The organism is Pseudomonas sp. (assembly GCF_050739655.1).
Classification (GTDB): domain Bacteria; phylum Pseudomonadota; class Gammaproteobacteria; order Pseudomonadales; family Pseudomonadaceae; genus Aquipseudomonas.
This window is the reverse complement of the sequence record NZ_JBOIBY010000672.1, coordinates 15,601-34,737: the sequence shown is the minus strand read 5'-3', so window position 1 is coordinate 34,737 and position 19,137 is coordinate 15,601. Positions and strand designations below refer to the sequence as shown.

At 61.4% G+C, this 19,137-nt stretch carries 19 protein-coding genes; 2 read left to right on the top strand and 17 right to left on the bottom strand.

All coding sequences use genetic code 11. The features are described from left to right. Window positions 1-141 precede the first annotated feature (141 nt). Window positions 142-1,416 carry an MFS transporter gene (locus ACRESJ_RS31820; RefSeq protein WP_431761444.1) on the bottom strand — a complete coding sequence of 425 codons (1,275 nt, stop codon included), beginning with the start codon at window positions 1,414-1,416 and terminating at the stop codon, window positions 142-144. Window positions 1,417-1,535: 119 nt separating this feature from the next. Between ACRESJ_RS31820 and ACRESJ_RS31815 the strand changes: the two genes are divergently transcribed. Continuing rightward, complete coding sequence (locus ACRESJ_RS31815; protein ID WP_431761443.1) at window positions 1,536-2,426, top strand: LysR substrate-binding domain-containing protein; 891 nt, start codon at window positions 1,536-1,538, stop codon at window positions 2,424-2,426. 522 nt (window positions 2,427-2,948) lie between these two features. After that, the gene (locus ACRESJ_RS31810; protein ID WP_431761442.1) at window positions 2,949-3,215 is read left to right on the top strand and encodes a DUF6124 family protein; all 267 of its coding nucleotides are present in this window, start codon (window positions 2,949-2,951) and stop codon (window positions 3,213-3,215) included. Between the two features lie 200 nt (window positions 3,216-3,415). On the opposite strand, the gene ACRESJ_RS31805 is transcribed toward ACRESJ_RS31810, so the two are convergent. The 16 genes from ACRESJ_RS31805 to ACRESJ_RS31730 all read right to left on the bottom strand — a co-directional run bounded on the left by ACRESJ_RS31805 (window position 3,416) and on the right by ACRESJ_RS31730 (window position 19,133). Next, window positions 3,416-4,642, bottom strand: coding sequence for a beta-ketoacyl-ACP synthase (locus tag ACRESJ_RS31805; protein WP_431761441.1), 1,227 nt, complete (start codon window positions 4,640-4,642; stop codon window positions 3,416-3,418). Next, complete coding sequence (gene fabG, locus ACRESJ_RS31800; protein WP_431761440.1) at window positions 4,642-5,370, bottom strand: 3-oxoacyl-ACP reductase FabG; 729 nt, start codon at window positions 5,368-5,370, stop codon at window positions 4,642-4,644. Before fabG ends, ACRESJ_RS31805 begins: the two co-directional genes overlap by 1 nt. After that, complete coding sequence (locus ACRESJ_RS31795; RefSeq protein WP_431761439.1) at window positions 5,367-5,828, bottom strand: hotdog family protein; 462 nt, start codon at window positions 5,826-5,828, stop codon at window positions 5,367-5,369. The genes fabG and ACRESJ_RS31795 overlap by 4 nt, the downstream gene beginning before the upstream one ends. Continuing rightward, window positions 5,825-7,021, bottom strand: a complete 1,197-nt coding sequence (locus tag ACRESJ_RS31790) for a beta-ketoacyl-[acyl-carrier-protein] synthase family protein (protein WP_431761438.1) — start codon at window positions 7,019-7,021, stop codon at window positions 5,825-5,827. Before ACRESJ_RS31790 ends, ACRESJ_RS31795 begins: the two co-directional genes overlap by 4 nt. Beyond that, window positions 7,018-7,500, bottom strand: a complete 483-nt coding sequence (locus ACRESJ_RS31785; RefSeq protein WP_431761446.1) for a hypothetical protein — start codon at window positions 7,498-7,500, stop codon at window positions 7,018-7,020. Before ACRESJ_RS31785 ends, ACRESJ_RS31790 begins: the two co-directional genes overlap by 4 nt. A gap of 137 nt (window positions 7,501-7,637) precedes the next feature. Then, the gene (locus tag ACRESJ_RS31780) at window positions 7,638-8,885 is read right to left on the bottom strand and encodes an NAD(P)/FAD-dependent oxidoreductase (RefSeq protein WP_431761437.1); all 1,248 of its coding nucleotides are present in this window, start codon (window positions 8,883-8,885) and stop codon (window positions 7,638-7,640) included. Beyond that, window positions 8,872-10,029: a sodium:proton antiporter gene (locus ACRESJ_RS31775; RefSeq protein ID WP_431761436.1), complete on the bottom strand. Its 1,158-nt coding sequence runs from the start codon at window positions 10,027-10,029 to the stop codon at window positions 8,872-8,874. The genes ACRESJ_RS31780 and ACRESJ_RS31775 overlap by 14 nt, the downstream gene beginning before the upstream one ends. Further along, window positions 10,029-12,362 (bottom strand): MMPL family transporter, encoded by a 2,334-nt coding sequence (locus ACRESJ_RS31770; RefSeq protein ID WP_431761435.1) that lies wholly within the window; start codon window positions 12,360-12,362, stop codon window positions 10,029-10,031. The genes ACRESJ_RS31775 and ACRESJ_RS31770 overlap by 1 nt, the downstream gene beginning before the upstream one ends. Then, window positions 12,352-13,056, bottom strand: coding sequence for an outer membrane lipoprotein carrier protein LolA (locus ACRESJ_RS31765; protein ID WP_431761434.1), 705 nt, complete (start codon window positions 13,054-13,056; stop codon window positions 12,352-12,354). The genes ACRESJ_RS31770 and ACRESJ_RS31765 overlap by 11 nt, the downstream gene beginning before the upstream one ends. After that, window positions 13,053-13,478, bottom strand: a complete 426-nt coding sequence (locus tag ACRESJ_RS31760; RefSeq protein WP_431761433.1) for an acyl-CoA thioesterase — start codon at window positions 13,476-13,478, stop codon at window positions 13,053-13,055. Before ACRESJ_RS31760 ends, ACRESJ_RS31765 begins: the two co-directional genes overlap by 4 nt. Beyond that, window positions 13,471-15,015: an HAL/PAL/TAL family ammonia-lyase gene (locus ACRESJ_RS31755; protein ID WP_431761432.1), complete on the bottom strand. Its 1,545-nt coding sequence runs from the start codon at window positions 15,013-15,015 to the stop codon at window positions 13,471-13,473. Before ACRESJ_RS31755 ends, ACRESJ_RS31760 begins: the two co-directional genes overlap by 8 nt. Beyond that, window positions 14,996-15,937, bottom strand: coding sequence for a glycosyl transferase (locus ACRESJ_RS31750; protein ID WP_431761431.1), 942 nt, complete (start codon window positions 15,935-15,937; stop codon window positions 14,996-14,998). Before ACRESJ_RS31750 ends, ACRESJ_RS31755 begins: the two co-directional genes overlap by 20 nt. After that, complete coding sequence (locus ACRESJ_RS31745; RefSeq protein WP_431761430.1) at window positions 15,934-16,668, bottom strand: glycosyltransferase family 2 protein; 735 nt, start codon at window positions 16,666-16,668, stop codon at window positions 15,934-15,936. Before ACRESJ_RS31745 ends, ACRESJ_RS31750 begins: the two co-directional genes overlap by 4 nt. Then, a complete protein-coding gene (locus tag ACRESJ_RS31740; RefSeq protein WP_431761429.1) occupies window positions 16,661-18,340 on the bottom strand; it encodes an AMP-binding protein in 1,680 nt (559 codons plus the stop codon). Before ACRESJ_RS31740 ends, ACRESJ_RS31745 begins: the two co-directional genes overlap by 8 nt. Next, window positions 18,337-18,882 (bottom strand): hypothetical protein, encoded by a 546-nt coding sequence (locus ACRESJ_RS31735; RefSeq protein ID WP_431761428.1) that lies wholly within the window; start codon window positions 18,880-18,882, stop codon window positions 18,337-18,339. The genes ACRESJ_RS31740 and ACRESJ_RS31735 overlap by 4 nt, the downstream gene beginning before the upstream one ends. Continuing rightward, window positions 18,879-19,133, bottom strand: coding sequence for an acyl carrier protein (locus tag ACRESJ_RS31730; RefSeq protein ID WP_110965992.1), 255 nt, complete (start codon window positions 19,131-19,133; stop codon window positions 18,879-18,881). The genes ACRESJ_RS31735 and ACRESJ_RS31730 overlap by 4 nt, the downstream gene beginning before the upstream one ends. Between the last annotated feature and the right edge of the window lie 4 nt (window positions 19,134-19,137).

Genomic DNA, 19,137 nt, shown 5'->3' with positions numbered 1-19,137 from the left:
AACGCAGACATTCTGAATGAACGCGGCGTCCTGAAGTTTTTCGCGAGCAAGCTCGCTCCTACAAATGCCTTAACTGAACAGCATTACGGTAAATACCGGGCGTTTTTGTATGTCGAAGATCTGCTGTCGGGAGGCCTGCTCCTACAGAGAGCGTTCGCCCAGCGGCGGCAACTTCGCCAGTTTCAGCGCGATCAACAGGGCCACCAGTAGCAACGCGCCAATGAACAGACCAATGCCGTTCCAGCCGCCCAAGTGCCAGAACACGCCGCCCGCCGTACCGGCGATGCTCGACCCGGCGTAGTAGCTGAACAGGTACAACGACGAGGCTTGTCCCTTGGCCTTGGTGGCGCGGCGGCCGATCCAGCTGCTGGCTACCGAGTGGGCGCCGAAGAAGCCGAATGTGAAGACCAGCATGCCGATGATTACCAGCGGCAGTGGCGTGAACATTGTCAGGGCGAGACCGCCGAGCATCAGCACGATGGTGCTCCACAGCACTTTGCGCCGGCCCAGTTTGTCGGCCAGGGCGCCGATTTTCGCCGAGCTGTAGATGCCCGAGAGATACACCACCGACAACAGGCCGACGTAGGCCTGGTCCATGCCATAAGGCGCCGCCAGCAGGCGATAGCCGATGTAGTTGAACAGCGTGACGAAAGCACCCATCAACACGAAGGCTTCGAGGAATAGCAGCGGAAGCCCGGCATCGCGAAAGTGCATGGTGAAACCGTCGAGCAGGCTACGCGGGTGCAGCGAGCGGGCGCGGAAGTTGCGTGATTCGGGGAGGATTTTCCAGAACACCGCCGCGGCAATCAGCGCCAGCCCACCGATGACCAGCATCGCCGTGTGCCAGCTGACAAAGTCGATCAAGACCCCGGTAATCAAGCGTCCGCACATGCCGCCAATGGCGTTGCCGCCGATGTACAACCCCATGGCGAGCCCGATGTGTTGCGGATGAATCTCCTCACTCAGATAAGTCATCGCAACCGCCGCCAGACCGCTCAGCGACAAGCCGATCAGCGCGCGCATCGCCAAAACGCCGTGCCAGCTCGGCATCATCGCACTGGCCATGGTGCACAGCGCAGCCGCGAACAACGCCGTCACCATCACCGGTTTGCGCCCGACGCGGTCCGAGATCGGCCCTGTGATCAGCAGGCCGATGGCGAGCATGCCCGTGGCGACCGACAAGATCAGGCTGCTCTGCGCCGCATTGATCGAATATTCGTGGGACAGCAGCGGCATCATCGGCTGCACGCAGTAGAGCAGGGCGAAGGTCGCGAAGCCGCCGCAGAACAGTGCCAACACCGTGCGCATGAACGCCGGCGTGCCTTTTTCGATGTAGATCTCCCGAAGCTCAGCGACGGCATCGCCCTGTGCGGCGGGGGGAACTTCATGGGCGAGTGGGGCGACAGCAGTTTTCACGTTGGACCTCGAAGGAGCGCAGCCGGTCAGGCAATGAAAAAAGCATATAGCTGGCTAATGATTCAATCCAATATATTGTTCGACCTGTTTGATAGCTTTCACGACCTAATGGAAAACTCATGGAATTGCGTCATCTGCGCTACTTCATCGCCGTTGCCGAAGAACTGCATTTTGGCCGCGCCGCACAGGTGCTGGGCATCTCGCAGCCGCCGTTGAGCCAGCAAATACAAGCGTTGGAGCAAGAGGTTGGCGCGCGGTTGTTCGAGCGTACCAATCGTCGGGTCGAGCTGAGTGAGGCGGGTCGCCTGTTCCTCGAAGAGGCGCGACTGGTGCTGGCCCAAGTCGATAAAGCGGCGGATGTGGCACGGCGGGCGCAGTTGGGTGAATTGGGTGAGTTGAAAATCGGCTTCACCTCATCGGCGCCGTTCAACTCGACCATTCCCCAGGCGATTTTTTCGTTTCGACAGCGTTTCCCGTCGGTGCATTTGAATTTGCGGGAGATGAGCAGCACCCAGGTGGCCGATGCGTTGGTGGATGAGTCGATTGAAGTCGGCATCATGCGACCGCTCGGGCTGCCGGACTGTCTCGATGTGGTCGAGTTGATGCGCGAGCCGCTGGTCGCCGTTCTCAGCTCCAAGCATCCCTTGGTGAAGGACAGTGAGGAGGGGTTGTTTCTGTCAGCGCTGGCCCTCGAACCGTTCGTATTTTTCCCGCGCAGCTATGGCAGCGGTCTGTACGCGCAGTTGCTCAGCCTGGCCCGCGACGCAGGTTTCAGCCCGCATTTTGCCCAAGAGGCCGGCGAGGCGATGACGATTATTGGTCTGGTGGCAGCAGGGCTGGGTGTATCGGTGTTGCCGGCGTCCTATCGGCGGATGCGCATCGAAGGCGTGGTCTATCGACCGTTGCTCGATCCGGCAGCGGTGTCGGCGGTGTGGCTGGTGCAGCGCAAGGATCAGAAGTCGGCGATGGCCAGGGCTTTTGTGGAGTTATTGACCAGAAAGGTGGGCTGAAGCCGTGACGGCTGCGCCGTCAATCGCTAGCAGGCTAGCTCCCACAGGGTTCTGGGCTGGGACGCAATGTGTGGCAAACCACCGAATCACTGTGGGAGCTAGCCTGCTAGCGATAGGATCCTCAAGAACACCAAAAATGCATCAGCCCACCACTATCGCATCAGACATTTCACCCCCAGCCGTGGGACATTTCTGAAATCTCCTGGAAGGGCTACAGAGCCTTGCGGCGTTACCTACAACTTCTCCAGAATCCGCCGGCTTGTGCGCTTTTGGGGTCGTCGGTAACTTCAATCGGGTCGCTGATTGTCAGTGATCGGGTTTAGCAGCCCGCGGTTACGCCAAGCGCAATTGCGCTCCTGATAGGCAGGTATTTTCCATACCTGCCCTTGATGGCAGCTGTGCGCAGGGCGCCTTCGGGCGCGCCGGTTTGGTGTGGCCCCGGTCTGCTAACCTGCGTACAGCCGCCACCCTTCTGATGTGTAGCGACTCGGTGCCGGCTCAACTTCGTTCTGGACACTGATCATGATTCATACAACAAAAAATCCGCCGGACAACGATCCTGACACCCCACATCAGCCGAGCACGATATTTCTCGTCGCGCCCAACATCGACAACCAAACCCTACTGGAATACGCCTGCGAATCCCTGGCATCGGCCAATGTCATGGCCAGCGACTTCGCGAGGTATCTGAAAGGGTCACAAAGCAACACACTGCTGGGCATTCAGCAGTCGATCATGTTGGGGGAAATGGCGGTGAATCGGGTGTTGGATAACCTTGATCCACGGTGACTGATCAATTTCGAACGCTGGGACTCAGCCGAATACCTGATGTCTGATTTCGGGTAATATCGGCAACGTTCCCGAAAGGGGCTTGTGAGACTCTGAGGATCCTGGGTAACCAGCCATCGCAGAGCCAGGCAGGTACAGGGCGATGACAAGCCGACCTGTCTGTGAAGGGGCGCCGAAAGGCGCCCTTTGTCGTTCTGGACTTACACCCAGCGCTTGAAAATCAGCGAAGTATTCACCCCGCCAAACGCAAAATTATTGTTCATCACGTACTGGTTGCTCATCTGCCGGAATTCGCCGCGCAGGTAGTCGAGCTTGCCGCAATGCGGGTCGACTTCGTCGAGATTGAGGGTGTGGATGTACAGGTCGCGGTTGAGCATTTCGATGCTGAACCAGGACTCCAGTGCTCCGCAGGCGCCGAGGGTGTGGCCGAGGAAGCTTTTTTGCGAGCTGATCGGCATGTGCTCGCCGAACAGACTGCTGGTGGCGAGGGTTTCGGCGATGTCGCCCTGTTCGGTGGCGGTGCCGTGGCCGTTGACGTAGCCGATGTCCGAAGGCTTGAGCCCGGCGTCTTCGAGCGCCAGTTCCATGGCCCGGCGCATGGTGACTTGCTCCGGACGGGTGGTGTGCTGGCCGTCGGCGTTGCTGCCGAAACCGACGATTTCGGCATGGATGTGCGCGCCACGAGCCAGGGCGTGTTCCAGTTCTTCGAGCACCAGCATGCCGCCACCTTCACCGATGACCAGACCGTCGCGGCCCTTGTCATAGGGGCGCGGGCTGGATTGCGGGGTATCGTTTTTCAGGCTGGTGGCGTAGAGCGCGTCGAAGACCATGGCTTCGGTGGGGCATAGCTCTTCGGCACCTCCGGCGAGCATCAGCGGCAGGCGACCGAACTTGATCGCTTCGTAGGCGTAACCGATGCCCTGGCTGCCACTGGTGCATGCGCTGGAGGTCGGGATCAAGCGGCCGGTGAGACCGAAGAAGATGCTGATGTTCGCTGCCGTGGTGTGCGGCATCATCCGCACGTAGGAGTTGGCATTCAGGCCTTCGGCCACCGAGTTGAGCAGCATGTTGCCGAACGCCTTGATCTCGTCGGTGCTGCCGGTGGACGAGCCGCAAGCGACGCCCATGCGCCCGTCCTTGATTGATTCGTCTCCCAGCAATCCCGCGTCGGCCAAGGCCTGTTCCGACGCACGGACAGCCAGTCGTGAGACCCGGCCCATGCTGCGCAGTTGCTTACGGGTCCAGTGGCTCGGGACCTTGAAATCATCGATGGGGCCGGCCAGGCGCGTGTTGAGTTCGGTGAAGCGATCCCACTCGTCCATGCGGCGGATACCGCTGCGGTTGGCCGCGAAGTGGCCGGCGATGGTGTCCCAGTCGCTGCCCAGAGAGGTGATGCCGGCCATGCCGGTGACGACGACGCGCTTCATCAGCACAGGCCTCCGTTGACGGCCAGAACCTGCCGGGTGATGTACGAAGCTTCCGCCGACATCAGGAAATTCACCGCGCCGGCGACCTCTTCTGGAGTGCCCATGCGTTGTGCAGGGATCATTTTCATCAGTTCTTCCACCGGCACGTTTTCATCGAGCATGGCTGTGTCGATCAGGCCGGGTGCGACACAGTTGACGGTGATTTTGCGTTTGCCCAACTCGATTGCCAACGCTTTCGCCGCGCCGATCAACCCGGCCTTGGAGGCGCTGTAGTTGACCTGACCACGGTTGCCGATCAAGCCGGACACCGACGTGATGCAGACAATCCGGCCAGCAGCACGACGACGGATCATCGGCATCATCACCGGGTGCAGCACGTTGTAGAAGCCGTCGAGGTTGGTGCGCATCACCACATCCCAATCATCCTCGCTCAGCGCCGGAAAAGCACCGTCACGCGTCAGGCCGGCATTGAGCACCACGCCGTAATAGGCGCCATGGGCTTCTACGTCGGCCTCAAGAATGGCCTTGCAACCGGCACGGTCGGACACGTCGAATTGCAGGATGCGCGCGTTGCGCCCAAGGGCCTCGACTTCGGCTTGCACGGCTTGGGCGTCGGCCAGGCCGTTGCGGCAATGCAGCACGATGTCATGCCCGGCCTGAGCCAGGCGCAGGGCAATGGCGCGGCCGATGCCGCGGCTGGAACCGGTGACCAGTACGGATTCAGTCATGACTGGACTCCTTCGGGTTCATGAAGATATTGGGCCGCGTGGGGCGGTCGATACACGTTCAGACGGGCGGTGGCATGAATGCCCGGTGCAGTGATGTGGCATTCGAATACGCCCATGCCGTTGTCGTCTTCCAGTGAGCGAATGCCGTGAATGGTCAGCTCGGTGCCGGCTGGAAAGCTTTCCACGTTGCATTCGAATTTGCGGCTGCCGAGCAGGAAGCCCAACTCCACCGCATCGCCGCGCTGGCGTGCACGGCAACCGGCGAAGGCTGCCACGCTCTGGGCCATCAGTTCGATACCGACCCAGGCTGGCAGGCTGCCATCGGCGAGACTGAACAGACCGTCGGGTTTGACCGTGAGGCGGGTGTGAATCTGCTCCTCATCGAACGCCAGGATCTGATCGATAAAAATCATGTCGCCAGCGTGGGGCAGCAGTTCGGCGAGCGGCCAGTCAATCATGGGGCGTCTCCGATAATCAGGCTGACGTTGTTACCACCGAAGGCGAAGGAGTTGCTCATCAGGTAGCGAGGACCAGTGGACGCCAGGCGATCGGCCTGGGTCACCCATTTCAAAGCGGGCAATTCGGGGTCTGCTTGACCGTCCCAGATATGCGGCGGTAACGCATGCTCGCGATTGTCTGCGCTCAGGCTCAACCAACAGAACGCTGCTTCCAGCGCGCCGGCCGCGCCGAGGGTATGGCCAGTCATGGGCTTGGTCGAAGAGCAGGGGACGCCGGCCGGGAACAATGCCGCCACGGCCTGACTTTCCATGGCGTCGTTGTGCTGGGTCGCGGTGCCGTGCAGGTTCAGGTACGCGATCTGCTCAGATTGCAGGTTGGCACGGCTCAAGGCTTTGCGCATCGCCTGTTGGGCGCCACGGCCGGTGGGTTCCGGGGCGGAAATGTGGTGTGCATCGGAGCTGGCGCCACTGCCGAGCAGGGCAATCGGCTGGCGATCGCCTGATTGCTTGCTCATCAGGAACAGCACCGCTGCTTCGCCGATATTGATGCCATTGCGGTTCGCCGAAAACGGATTGCAGCGCTGCCCGGACACCGCTTCCAGCGCCGAGAAACCATTGAGGGTCAGCTTGCACAGCGTATCGACGCCACCGCACAGCACCACATCGCACACGCCCAGATCGAGCAGGCGCTGGGCGCTCATCAACGCCCGGGCGCTGGAGGTGCAGGCAGTGGAAATCACATACACCGGGCCGCTCAGTTGCAGCCAGTCGGCCAGAAAGTTCGCCGGTGCGCCGAGTTCCTGCTGCTGATAGTCGTATTCGTCCGGAAAATGCTGCTCGCGGACGTAGTGGGCAAGACCGCGACTGGCTTCGTCGATGCCCGAGGTACTGGTGCCCAGCACGACACCGATGCGATCGCGACCATAAGTCTGGATCGCTTGCTCGATGTCCTGGCGAATTTGCAGGGCGGCTTCGAGCAACAGTTGATTGTTGCGGCTGCGTTGCCGGGTCAACTCGACGGGGATTACCGCCAATTCGCCCTGTACCGCGCCCACCGGCAATGATCGCTCCGGCACCCAACTGGCTTCGCTGCGCATGCCGGAGCAATCGCCGGCAAACAGGTTGCGGGCGACTTCCTGCTTGTCGCGGCCCAGGGCGCAGATCACGCCGAGGGCGTTCAGGTAGGCCTTCATGGGGCTTCACCATTCAGGGGCGTGACTTGGTACTTCGGGCCTTTGGGCAAGTTCAATTCAAAGCTCAATGGTTGTGAATAACGGACATCCCAGCGCGCTGGCAGGGAGCGTTGTGCGCCGTGCTGCCAGGCACCGGAGTAATTGCCCGACAGTTCATCCTTGGGTGTCAGTGCAAACAGCAACGCGGCGAAAAGCTCCCGGGCCTCTGGATTGGGCGGTAGCAGGCCGTCAGCCTGCCAATGACCATTGACCAGTTTCTGGCGGGCCTGCGGGATACCCAGCAAGTCCATCATCGACCAGCGAATGTCAGGGCCTTCTCTCTGTATGACCAGCACCCAGTCCTGTCGTTGCTCCGCTTGCAGGCGCTGAATGTGCAATTGCAGCGGCAACGCCAGGCTCGGGGTTTGCTCGGGTAGAGGTGGCTGGCTGCTGCAGGCGGTGAGCAGCAGGGCGCAGGCAAGCAACAAAAATTTAAGAATGCCCATTATCCCTGTGGGAGCGAGCCTGCTCGCGATGACGGCATGACAGTCGGCATAGAGGCTGCCTGACCCACCGCTATCGCGAGCAGGCTCGCTCCCACAGTCAAGGCACATCACACAACAGCTTCCAATGTTGCTCATGTTGCATCCCTTGCACAGAGTTCCGACAGCATCCGCAATCGGCGTTTGGGTTCGGCGACGAATGGGTTGCGCTCATCCCAGGCGTAACCGGCGAGGATCGAGCTGATCATGCGGCGGATATCGGCGGTACTTTCAGGGTAATAAATCACGTCCTGAAATGTCCCGGCGTACCAGCCCTCGACGTAACAGCGGAAGGTATCGACCCCGCGTTTGAGCGGTTCGGCGAATTCGCGTTGCCAGTCCACCGTTTCACCTTGCAACTGACGGTGCAAAACCGCCGCAGCCATGCTCGCCGAGCGCATGGCGATGGTCACGCCGGAGGAAAACACCGGGTCAAGGAACTCCGCCGCATTGCCCAGCAACGCAAAGCCCGGCCCGTGCAGGGTTTTGACGTTGGCAGAGTAACCACCGATGGTTCGTGCTGGCGTATCCCAGACGGCGTTGTTCAGCACTCCGGCCAGGCTGGGCGTCTCTGCGATGAAACCGCGCAGGCAGTCGTCCAGGTTCTCGGTGCGACCCTCGAAGTGCTCCGCTGCCGCGACCACGCCAACCGAACAGCGTCCGTTGCTGAACGGGATGGTCCAGAACCAGACGTCGCGCTTCGTCGGGTGGGTGGTGATGAGGATTTTGGTGCGCTCGAAATTCGGGTGGTCGATATGGTCTTCGACATGGGTGAACACCGCCTGACGCACCGGGAAATTTGACGGTGCCTCAAGGTCCAGCAAGCGCGGCAGGACGCGGCCGTAACCACTGGCATCGAGCATGAAGTCGGCTTCGATCCGGTACTCGCTACCGTCTTCGCGTCGAACGCCGAGCAACGGTCTGACCTGATCGATATCGACACTGACGATGGTTTCGCCGTAGCGGATCTCCACGCCTTGCAGCGCGGCCTGATCGGCCAGCAACTTGTCGAAATCGGCGCGTTGGACCTGAAAAGTCGTCGGTTTGCCCTGAGTGAAGGTGTCACCGAAATCGAAGGTGCTATAGCGCTCGCACCAGGCAAATGCGGCCCCGGTTTTCAATTGGAAACCGGCCGCGTTGACGGCATCGAGCATGCCCGCTTCCTCGACGAAATCCAGGCAGTGCGACAGCAGGCTTTCACCGATGGAAAACCGTGGGAAATACTGGCGCTCGATCACCAGCACGTCATGCCCCTTGCGCTTGAGCAGCGCAGCGGCGATTGCACCGGAAGGGCCGGCCCCTATGACCACAATCGTTCGACGTTGCGTTTCAACGGTTGACATGGGGGCTCCTTGCCGAGACGGCAGCTTTCAGGGGAATCCGGTGCATGCCGGCGAGTGCTGGCAGCAGTGTTGCGGTCAGGCCCATCACCATCAGCGCAAAGTACAACGCGGGGCTGATGAGCTGTTGTTGGAGCAGCAGGTTGAGAAAGACAATCTCGCTCAAGCCGCGAATGTTCAGCAGCACGCTTTCACGCCAACGGCTGGCGCCCTGGAACGAGGCGCCGGCCCAACCAAGGCCAATCCAGTTGCCCAGCAGTTTGCTGGTGATCGGCAACAGCAGCAGCGCCGCCAATTGCACCCAGCCCAGGTCGTTGATCGCGCTATGAACGTTGATCTGCACAATGCCGAACGTGAGGATCAGCGGGATGGCAATGTACGTTTGCAGGCGACTCATCCATTGGGCCGGCAACGGCAGCACCAGTGGCGCCTTCAGGGCGGCCATCACCAGCACGTAGCCGATGCCGAAAATCAGTGCATTGAGCTTGTAATGTTCAGCGACCACCAACAGGGCGAAAAAGCCCAGGCTGTATAGCCACAACTGGCGCAGGCCAAGCAACCGCAGCAGCACCGGCAGGCAGGCGCCGGCCAATGGCAGCAGCAGGCTGCTCAGGTGCAGGCTGCCTTGGGCAATGGCGAACAGGGTCCAGCAGGCGAGGTCGATCAGAATCGCGGTCTGCACCAGCCGTCGGGTGGCGGCGGGCGGGTATTGGATGTGCCGTAGGTACAGATACAGCACCGGGATGGCGGTGATGGCGAACAGCAGGCCGACCGCCAGCGAACTTATCCAGGGCTGGGTTGGCAGCAGCCAGATCGCCGTAGCGAGGCCACAGGCAAACGGGATGCAGAAACTCGGCAGGGCGATTTTCAGACTCTGGCGGTCCAGTTGCAGGTCGATCACGTCACTGAGGATGTAGCCCAGCAGCAGCGCGAAACTCAGGCTGTAGAGGTTTTTCAGCCAGCCCGGCGACACCAGTGCTGCACCACTCAGTTGCCATTGCGGTTCGATCCAGAAGTACATCAACAACGGCAAGCCGAGGGTCGCCAGCAGCAACTGGCTGACGATTGGAATCAGACCGAAGTGGCGGCCGAGCCGGGTCGCCACGGCGAACAGCGCGAGGGCCATCGCCCAGAACACGATAGTCATCACGATGCCGGCTCCACGACAGGCACCGCATGCACGTGGCGCCCGGCCCAGGGTGCGAGCAGGAAACTGAAGATCAGGCCCAGGCTGACCGACAGCCCGAAATTGCTCACCGCCGGGGTGCTCGACACGGCCAGCAGGCCGAACGACAGCCAGGTGGTCAATGCGGCCAATAAGGTGCCCAGCAGGCTCACGGCGGCGCCGCCAACCTGCTCGCGCATGAGGATCGCGTAGTCGACGCTGATCGCCGTCACCAGCAGCAGGCCGAACAGACTGAACAAGGTCAACGGCTGCCCCAGCCATCCCAGGCTGGCCAGGCTACACAGTGCGGCCAGCAATGGCAGGGAGACGATGCGCAGCGCACCTCCCAGGCCGAACGGCAGGATCAGCACCAGCACGATCAACACGCAGGAGGCGAGTTTCAGCTCTGCGGCACTGACCTGGGTCGCCGCAAATACCTGATTCAATTCACCCAACCTGTCTACCAGGGTCACACCCGGCAGATCCTGGGCCTGGACCCGCAATAGAGAAGGGTTGCTTACACCTTGCAGGCTAACCATCGCCGCAACACTGTCATCGGTTCGCCCCAGCCACAATGGGCGATACGGCTCTGCCAGCGGCCCGGCCAGCGCAGAATCGATGTCTTCAACGGGGAGCGCCTGCAGCTTGGCCAGCTCCGCTTGCAGCGCCTCGATCGGCACACCGACATCAATCAGCGGCTGCCAATGCTGCGTCAGCTTGCCCAAGGCCTCGCGGACGTGTTGCTGGTCGCTGGGCTGGCTGACCAGTTGGTTGAGCGACAGATAGCCCTGAAGTTTTTCCAGGTTGACCAATTGCTGCAGACGCTCGCTCAGTGCGGTTTGGCGTTCGAGCAATTGTTGTTGATCAGCCGCTTGCACCAGGAAGAACTGGCTGGTGGGCTGGTAGCCGGTAATCTTCGCGATGGTTTGCGCTTCATCGGTCAACTGCTGCGGTGCGCCGACCCACTGGCGGATGTCGTTTTTCGTTTCGAGCTGCAACAGGCCACCGGCACAAAAAGCGATCAGCAGTGCCAGCAATACCGGGGTGCTCAGATATTTGAGCAGTGCTTCTCGACGACCCAGCAAAAACTCGGAGACCCGCAGTGGCCATTGCGCCGGGCGCAACTCGGCACCCTTGAGCAACGCGGGCAGCAGGCACACGGCAGACAGGTACGCACCCAGCAGGCCGGCAGCGGAGAACACCGCAATCTGGGTCAGTGCCGGAAACGGTGTCCAGGCCAGGGCCAGATAGCCGATGGCGCTGGTGATCAGGCTCAGGGTCAGGCCCGGTAAGGTCAGGCGCAGCGCCGGCCAGCTGTGCCAGGGTTTCAGGCTCCAGCTTTTGGACAGGTAATGCAGTGGGTAATCGACGGCGACACCGATCAGGCTCGATCCAAGTACCAGGGTCATCACGTGCATATGGCCGAACAACGCCACGCAGGCCACCGCGCCGAACAGCATGCCCACCAACACCGGTACAAAGGCCAGCAGTACGCGCCAGCGGCGAAAGGCCAGCAACAGCAGCAACAGAATTCCGACCGTGGCACCCCCACCGACCCACGTCATCTCGCGGGAAGCCTGTCGCTGGCCGTTGGCCGCGTACAGCAAACCGCTGGCGGCGAGCAGTTGCACGTCGTCGCGGGCCGCTTCTTCTCGACTGTGTGCAAGAAGGTCAGCCACTTGCAGCGGCAGGTTCATGTCGAAGGCGTTGCCGGTGGTTCGCGCCCGCAGCAGCACCCAACTCTTGCCGTCTGCATCGGCAATCAAGGCGCCGCTGCCGATATCCAGTTGTACGGCGCCGTGCCGCGGCTGGCTGTTCTGGATACGCCCGGTCAGGCCTAGCCAGTCGTCCTGGCTGGGCACCAGGGTGAACCCGGTAAACGGATCGAACAATGCCTGCACCCGCTGTTCGATGAAGACGTCTGGGTGTTCGATCAGTTGTTGGCGATCCTGCGCCGAAAGCATTGCCAACCGGCCTTGCAGCAGTTGCGCCCGCAGCGCCGGCAAGTCGGCCTGCAAGGTCCATTGGACTTTTTCGAACAGGCCGCTGGCTTGCCACTGTACTCCCAGCTTTTGCGCCATGTTTATGGCTTGATCGCGATTGGCATGACCGACCAGCACCAGCATTTCGCGATTCAAGGGTTCTTGCATACGTTGTTCGGCGCGCAGCTCCAGTGCGTCCGGTGCCGTGCCGGGCACCAGTTCCATCAGGTTGGCCGATAGCGGTGCTCCGTCGCGCCATTGCCAGCCGGCGAGTGCCAGCACTGTCAGCAACAGGATCAGGAACAGCCAGGGCAGCCTGCGTTCACTGGGCAAAGTCTTGTTGCTCCGCGTCGCTCAACGGTTGGGCGCTGGTGCTGTCCTGCATGCGCAACAGGGTGCTGTCGCCTTGGGTTTCAAGCAGTTCGATGCTGTGCACCAGTTCACCGCCCGTAATGTTGATCTGGTTGAACACCTGCTTGAGCAGCATCGAACGCGGCAACAACGTCAGTTTCCAGTCCTGTGCGTCGCCGCTCAACGACAGCTCGAAATCCCGTTGCAACCCGCTGCTATCACCTTGCAAGACGGCGAGGAACAAGCGGTTCTGCTCGGCACCAGCGCTCTTGCCCGGCAGCATCTGCCAACCGCTGGCATCGCGCCGGGCAATGCCGTTGGTGGTGATGCGGTAATCCTGCTTCAGCGGCGTGTTCAACAGCCACAACAAACCATGATCTTTCGCCAGGACGAAAGTGCCCTTGCTGGTCAATGGTTGCGGCAGGGCGCGCAGGTGTTTTTCCTGGATGAAGTTGCCGTGGATGACCTCGGGCTTGGACAGCTGATCGCTAAGCTGTTGCAGATCGAAGGCGTTGGCCAGCCCAGGAATGCCAAGTAACACGCACAACACTGTAGGAGCGAGCTTGCTCGCGAAAAACCCGAGAGCTCTGCGCAGTGTCAGGTGTTCGGCGTCATCTTTATCGATCATCGCGAGCAGGCTCGCTCCCACAGAGGAACGGGGGCGGCAGAAAATCATGGCAAGACCCTCTCGACCGCATCGGTAAACACCTTCGGCGAGGCCAACTGCATTTCGCGATTGCTCATGTCGACGGCGACCTGCACGGACACCGCGCGAGTCAGGCGCTCACCGGTTTGCAGATCGCTGATCAGGTAGTTGATCTTCAACCGGTTCTCCCACTCCACCAAATTGGCGCGCACGTTGAGCCTTTGCCCGAACACCGCACCTCGCACGTAGCGCAATTGCAGGTCGATCACCGGCCACGCGTAGCCCGAGTCGGACATTGCGTTGTAGTTATGGCCAATCTTGTCCAGCAACGCGCAGCGGGCGATTTCCAGGTACTTGATGTAATGGCCGTGCCAGACGACGTTCATGCTGTCGACGTCGAAGAACGGCACGAGAATTTCCGTATCGGTATGAAGCACTCCCTTGCTACGCATGCAGCCTCCAGTGTTGTTCGGCGATGCGTTGCAGGCACAGGCGCAATTCGCCTTCCAGAGCGCGGTCTTCGATAACGGGCGGGAAGTCTTTACCTAGTTCGTCGTGCATGGCGGCCAGGGCTGGGGGCAGAGGCCGCGCATTTTCGGCTTGACCGCGCAACCACACACCCTGATTGGCGGCGAGCAACGTGGCGGCGGCGACCTGTTCGGTCAGTTCCAGTACACGGATCGCATCGCGGGCGGCGATGGTTCCCATGCTCACCTTGTCCTGGTTGTGGCATTCGGTGGAGCGTGAGAACACGCTGGCCGGCATGGTGTTTTTGAGCGCTTCGGCGGTCCAGGCGCTGGCGCCGATCTGCACCGCCTTGAAGCCATGGTTGAGCATGGCACGGTCGGCGCTGGCGCCGGACAGGTTGCTCGGCAGCCCGTGGTTGTAGCGCTCGTCCACCAGCAAAGCGAGTTGTCGATCCAGCAGGTCGGCAACGTTGGCCACGAGGTTTTTCAGGCTGTCCATGGCGAACGCGATGTGCCCGCCGTAGAAGTGACCGCCGTGCAGCACGCGTTCGGCCTCGGCGTCGATGATCGGGTTGTCGTTGGCACTGTTGAGCTCGACTTCAATGAACGAACGCAGCCAGCTCAGGCTATCGGCCAGAACGCCGAGGACGTGGGGCGCGCAACGCAGGGAATAACGGTCTTGCAGGCGATGCAATGGCGCGGTTGGCGCGTCGATGGCCAGATCCTTGCGCAACCACGCAGCGACTTGAGTCTGCCCCGGGTGCGGTTTGGCGGCGAACAGGCGCTCGTCGAAATGCTCCGGGTTGCCTTGCAGCGCAACCACGTTCAGCGCCGTGATGCGCGTGGCCAGTTGCAGCAGATAATCGGCGCGCGCATAGGCCAGGCAGGCAAGGCCAGTCATCACGGCGGTGCCGTTCATCAGCGCCAGGGCCTCTTTGGGGCGCAGCACCAGCGGCTGCCAACCCAATTGACGATGCACATCGGCGGCCTGACGTCGTTCGCCACGGAACATGACTTCGCGTTCGCCGGACAGGGTGGCGGCGACATACGACAGCGGCGTCAAATCACCGCTGGCGCCCACCGAACCTTCCTCCGGGATCAGCGGCAGGATGTCGAGCTCAAGGAATGCTTGCAGGCGTTCCAGCAACTCCACGCGCACGCCGGAAACACCGTGGCACAGCGACTGCAAGCGTGCCGCCAACACCGCGCGGGTGGCCTGGGCGTCGAGCAGTTTTCCCAGTCCGCAGCCATGGAAGGTGTACAGGTGCTGCGGCAGCGCTTCGACGTGATGCAGCGGCACCGCCACCACACAGGAATCGCCGTAGCCGGTGGTCACACCGTAGATAACGCCTTCCTTGTCCAGCAGGGAGTCGAGGAACCGCGCACCCTTGGCGATACGCTCGCGGTACGCGGGATCGCTCTGTAACTGCGTCGGCGCCTGGCGGTTGGCCAGAGCCAGCACCTCTTCGATGCGCAAAGGGGATTCGCCGAAGGTTACCGGCTCAAGCGTTGGCGTCGTCATCGGTCTTCCAGAAAGGGTAAAAGTTGAACCATTGTTGGGGCGCGTCGAGGCAATAGTGACTCAGGCGCTCGGCATAGCGGGAGGCCCACTGATGAATGACCTGCTCGCGGTCGCTGCGTTTCCAGATGATCGTTTGCGCGAACGGCTCAATCGTCAGGCGATAGTCACCGTCGGGTTTCTTCAGGCACAGCAGCAGGTTGACCGGGCACTTCAGCAGGCCGGCCAGCAGCCACGGGCCTTGGGGGAATGCCGCCGGATAACCAAGGAAATCCACGGTCACGCTGCGCCCGCCATGCAGCGGAACGCGGTCGCCGGCAATCGCCAGCCACTCGCCGCGCTCCAGGCGTTCGTGCAGTTGCAGCATGATCACCGGGTCCAGCTCGCTGACCTGGATCAGGCGCAGGTTGGTTGCACCGGCCTCGCCGAGCAGACGGTTGAATTGCTCGGCGTGTTTGGTGTGCACCAGTACGTTCATGGTGACTTTTTCGCCGATCTCCGCCAACGCTCGACAGACTTCGAGATTGCCCAAGTGCGCACCCACCAGCATCTGTCCGCGTGTACCACGCAACTGGTTGCGCAGCAGCGCCGGGTCGATGATTTCTATCTGCTCGATGCTCAGTTTGCCGTTCCACACATCGAGCTTGTCGAGCATGGAGTCGGCGAAGGCCATGAACTGACCGAACACCCGCCAATGAGTCGGTCGCAACTGGCTGCGCCCGCTCCAGTTGGCAAGCCGCTGCTGATACTGCCAGGCGCTGTGGCGGGCGCTACGGCCGAACAGGAAAAAATACAGCACGATGCCGTACAGCACCGGGCTCAATACCCGGCGACCCAGTACCTTGGCCCCGAACGCCGTGAGTTTCATCAGCCAGAAGCTGCCGCGCTCCTCCCGGTCTGCCCAGTGCTCCTTGTTGACGCTCATGCGCGCCACCGTCGCCAGAGGATCACCGGTGAGCGCAGCAACATGCCGAAGAACAGGCGCGTGTGCATGCTCGAAATCAGTACGTTGTCGTGAAACATGCGGAAGTGTGAAACACCGTCCAGGGGATAATGGACTCTGGTTTGCAGCCATTGCATCGGCTGGTTGCGCCACGCCAGGCGCACCAGAATGTCCGAGTCGAAATCCATGCGTTTGCCGATTTTTGCTGATTCGATCAACGCCAGGACCGGCGGCAATGGATACACACGGAAACCGCACATGGAATCGCGAATCTGCAGTGACAGGGTGTTGATCCAGACCATCACGTGGGTCAGGTAGCGGGCGTACAGGCGTCCTTTGGGCACGCTCTCGTCGTATTGCGGGTAACCGCAGATCACCGCTTGCGGATTGCGACGTGACAGTTCGATAAACCGTTGCACGTCCTGCAAGTCATGCTGGCCGTCGGCGTCCACCTGCAGGGCGTGGCTGAACCCCAGTCGCGAAGCCTCACGCAGGCCGGTCATCACCGCGCCTCCCTTGCCCTGATTGGCGGCAAGGCGGATCAGGTAAACCATTTCCCTTTGAGCCAGTCGATCCAGCACTTTGGCGCACGCCGGGCTGCTGGCATCGTCCACCAGAATGCAGGGCAAGTTGCTGGCGATCAGCGCATCGACCACGGTGGTGATCGCGGTTTCGTGGTTGTAGACCGGGATGATTGCGCAGGGACTATGCATGCGCCGGCTCCAGCAAAATCCGCCCGCTTGAGCAGGTGGCGGATTCATTGCGATAGGCAAAATACAGTTTGCGGCGGATCGGGTCGAAGCGCAGATGCAACTGGACTTCATCGCCCGGACGCACCAGTTGCTGGAATTTCAACACTTCCATGCCGGCGAATTTTTCCGGCAGATTCATCAATTGCTGGCCCAGGTTCAATGCCCACTCAACCTGCACCACGCCGGGTAATACCGGAGCTGTGGGGAAGTGGCCACTGAAGTAGGCAAGATCCGGCGGCACGGCCAATTGCAGGCTCCACTCGCCTTCGGATTCGGCTTGTTCCAATACCTGCGGCGCCTTGGGGCGCGGGGCAAGCAACTGGGCTTCGACGTCGGCCTGGGGCAGTTTGCCTTGGGCGTTCAACGGTAGCTGGCGCAGCAAACGCCAGCGTCTGGGCAGGGCCAGGGTTTCGCAATGCTGGCTCAGATGTTTGCGCAGGTCTTCCGTGAGGGCGCGACGACCCTGGTTGCGCAGGGCATGCAAGCCCGCTTCAGTCAGGACCAGCAGGGCTCCCAGCGAGGCGCGGTTTTCCTGGACGACGCCAAGACGTGCTTCGGCAACCCAATCGTGGGCCATCAATGCCTGCTCCAGCATCGGCAGGGAAATACGTTTTTCCTCCAGTTTGACGATCCGGTCCAGCCGTCCGAGCAGTTCGAATCGGCCATCAGCGCCAATTCGCGCGGCATCGGCGGTGTGTTCTACGTGGTCGGTGGGCAAGTAGGGCGAGGCGATGAGCAGCGCGCCGTCTTCGTCCTGGCTCAGTTTGACGTCAGCAAAGGGCTGCCAGAGTGTCTGGCCCTGGCGCCATGCGATGCCGCCGGTTTCCGAGCTTCCGAAAATTTCCGTCGGCCATTGGTGCAGCCGTTGGTGCAGGCTTTTTGCCGCTTCGGCGGGCAGGGCGCCACCGGAAGAGAACACTCGACGCACAGCGCTCAGGGCCGGCCAGTCGAGGTTATCGCCCATGCGTTTGAGCAACGCGGGGCTTGCGACCCAGGCGAAAGCCGAATGCTCGCGGCTGGCGCGTTGCAAGTCTTCGGGAAAGGCCAGTTGTTTGCGCAGGAACGGGCGCCCGGCGCACAGCGGCCACAACACCCGAAACAGCAGCCCATAGATGTGTTGGGTGGCGACGCTGCCGATGATGCACGCAGGCCCCAGGTCGGCTCCCCACAATTGCTCCAGCGCCTGGACTTCATTGGCCAGTTGCCGCAGGGTTTTCTCGATGCGTTTAGGTTCGCCACTGGACCCGGACGTGCACAGGCTCAGGCGGCATTGATCCAGATCCAGCGCCGCGGCACTGAGAGGCGAATGCATGTAATCGTCGAGGTGCGCATCCTCGGGCTGATCGGTCAGCCAGGCATCGACTTCACTCGACCAGCGCTGACGGGTTTGCGGTTGCAGGTCGGACGGCAGCAGTACGCTGACGCCGGCACGCCAGGCGCCCAGCAGGGCAATCGCCAGGTCGGCGGCGTCTTCAAGGTGCACGGCAATGCGTTGCACGCCCTGGGCTTGCAGGCCGGCAGCCAGGCTCAGGGCCTGTGCGCAGAAGTGTTCGTGATCGAGCGTCGGCTGGGTCGTTACGGCCCGATCCGGCTCGGCCTTGAGCAATAGCTGCTCAAGCTTTATCCAATTCATGGGTGGCCTCGTACCCGTTGTCGTATCAGCCATTCAATGGCAAACATCAGGCCTATCAATCCGTAGGAAATCAGCCCCGTGTACAACATCCACCAGTTCAGCGGCGCCCACAGCGTCAGGGCGGCGGCGCACAAACCGTTGCAAAGAAAAAACACGCACCAGGCAATGGTCACCTGGCGGGTGTAACGAATGGCTTTGGCTGGCAAGTGTGGTTCGCGCAGACGGGCCAGTCGTTCGACCATGGGGGGGCCAAGTTTCAGGCTCCACCCGAACAGCACCAGCATGAATCCGCTGATCAGCACCGGGTACCAGCGCAGCAGCTCAGGGTTGTCGAACAGCGCCAACAGCAGGCAAAACACGATCGCCACCGCCGCCATCCACAGGCTGCCGGGCCGTCGTCTACCGGTCAGCGCGCGGGCCAGCCACAGGCCTCCCAGCATCAGACCGAACTGCCATGGCGCGAAGTGTTCCATGCCGAAATACACCGCAAAGGGGTACAGCAGGCCTGCCAGCAGCAGGCCGAGGCCGATCAGTCGGCTCATGCGGCGGGTTGAACCAGACGGTACACCGCCTCGACGACGTCGCTGACGGTACGCACCGATTTGAATTCTTCGGCGGCGATTTTCTTGCCGGTCTGGCGCTTGATGTGATCGATCAGGTCGACCGCGTCGATGCTGTCGATTTCCAGATCCTGGTACAGGTTGGATTCGAGGCTCACGCGCTTGGGGTCCAGTTCGAACAGCTCTACCAAGGCATCGCGAAGGGTGTTGAAGATGTCGTCACGAGTCTGCATGGTC

Excerpts from the sequence above, each read along its gene's own strand:
- ACRESJ_RS31790 (WP_431761438.1), bottom strand. The coding sequence starts at position 7,021 with ATGAAGGCCTACCTGAACGCCCTCGGCGTGATCTGCGCCCTGGGCCGC.
- ACRESJ_RS31775 (WP_431761436.1), bottom strand. The coding sequence starts at position 10,029 with ATGACTATCGTGTTCTGGGCGATGGCCCTCGCGCTGTTCGCCGTGGCG.
- ACRESJ_RS31760 (WP_431761433.1), bottom strand. The coding sequence starts at position 13,478 with ATGCGTAGCAAGGGAGTGCTTCATACCGATACGGAAATTCTCGTGCCG.
- ACRESJ_RS31795 (WP_431761439.1), bottom strand. The coding sequence starts at position 5,828 with ATGATTGACTGGCCGCTCGCCGAACTGCTGCCCCACGCTGGCGACATG.
- ACRESJ_RS31740 (WP_431761429.1), bottom strand. The coding sequence starts at position 18,340 with ATGAATTGGATAAAGCTTGAGCAGCTATTGCTCAAGGCCGAGCCGGAT.
- ACRESJ_RS31815 (WP_431761443.1), top strand. The coding sequence starts at position 1,536 with ATGGAATTGCGTCATCTGCGCTACTTCATCGCCGTTGCCGAAGAACTG.
- fabG (WP_431761440.1), bottom strand. The coding sequence starts at position 5,370 with ATGACTGAATCCGTACTGGTCACCGGTTCCAGCCGCGGCATCGGCCGC.
- ACRESJ_RS31735 (WP_431761428.1), bottom strand. The coding sequence starts at position 18,882 with ATGAGCCGACTGATCGGCCTCGGCCTGCTGCTGGCAGGCCTGCTGTAC.
- ACRESJ_RS31780 (WP_431761437.1), bottom strand. The coding sequence starts at position 8,885 with ATGTCAACCGTTGAAACGCAACGTCGAACGATTGTGGTCATAGGGGCC.
- ACRESJ_RS31750 (WP_431761431.1), bottom strand. The coding sequence starts at position 15,937 with ATGAGCGTCAACAAGGAGCACTGGGCAGACCGGGAGGAGCGCGGCAGC.
- ACRESJ_RS31765 (WP_431761434.1), bottom strand. The coding sequence starts at position 13,056 with ATGATTTTCTGCCGCCCCCGTTCCTCTGTGGGAGCGAGCCTGCTCGCG.
- ACRESJ_RS31805 (WP_431761441.1), bottom strand. The coding sequence starts at position 4,642 with ATGAAGCGCGTCGTCGTCACCGGCATGGCCGGCATCACCTCTCTGGGC.
- ACRESJ_RS31745 (WP_431761430.1), bottom strand. The coding sequence starts at position 16,668 with ATGCATAGTCCCTGCGCAATCATCCCGGTCTACAACCACGAAACCGCG.
- ACRESJ_RS31810 (WP_431761442.1), top strand. The coding sequence starts at position 2,949 with ATGATTCATACAACAAAAAATCCGCCGGACAACGATCCTGACACCCCA.
- ACRESJ_RS31730 (WP_110965992.1), bottom strand. The coding sequence starts at position 19,133 with ATGCAGACTCGTGACGACATCTTCAACACCCTTCGCGATGCCTTGGTA.
- ACRESJ_RS31755 (WP_431761432.1), bottom strand. The coding sequence starts at position 15,015 with ATGACGACGCCAACGCTTGAGCCGGTAACCTTCGGCGAATCCCCTTTG.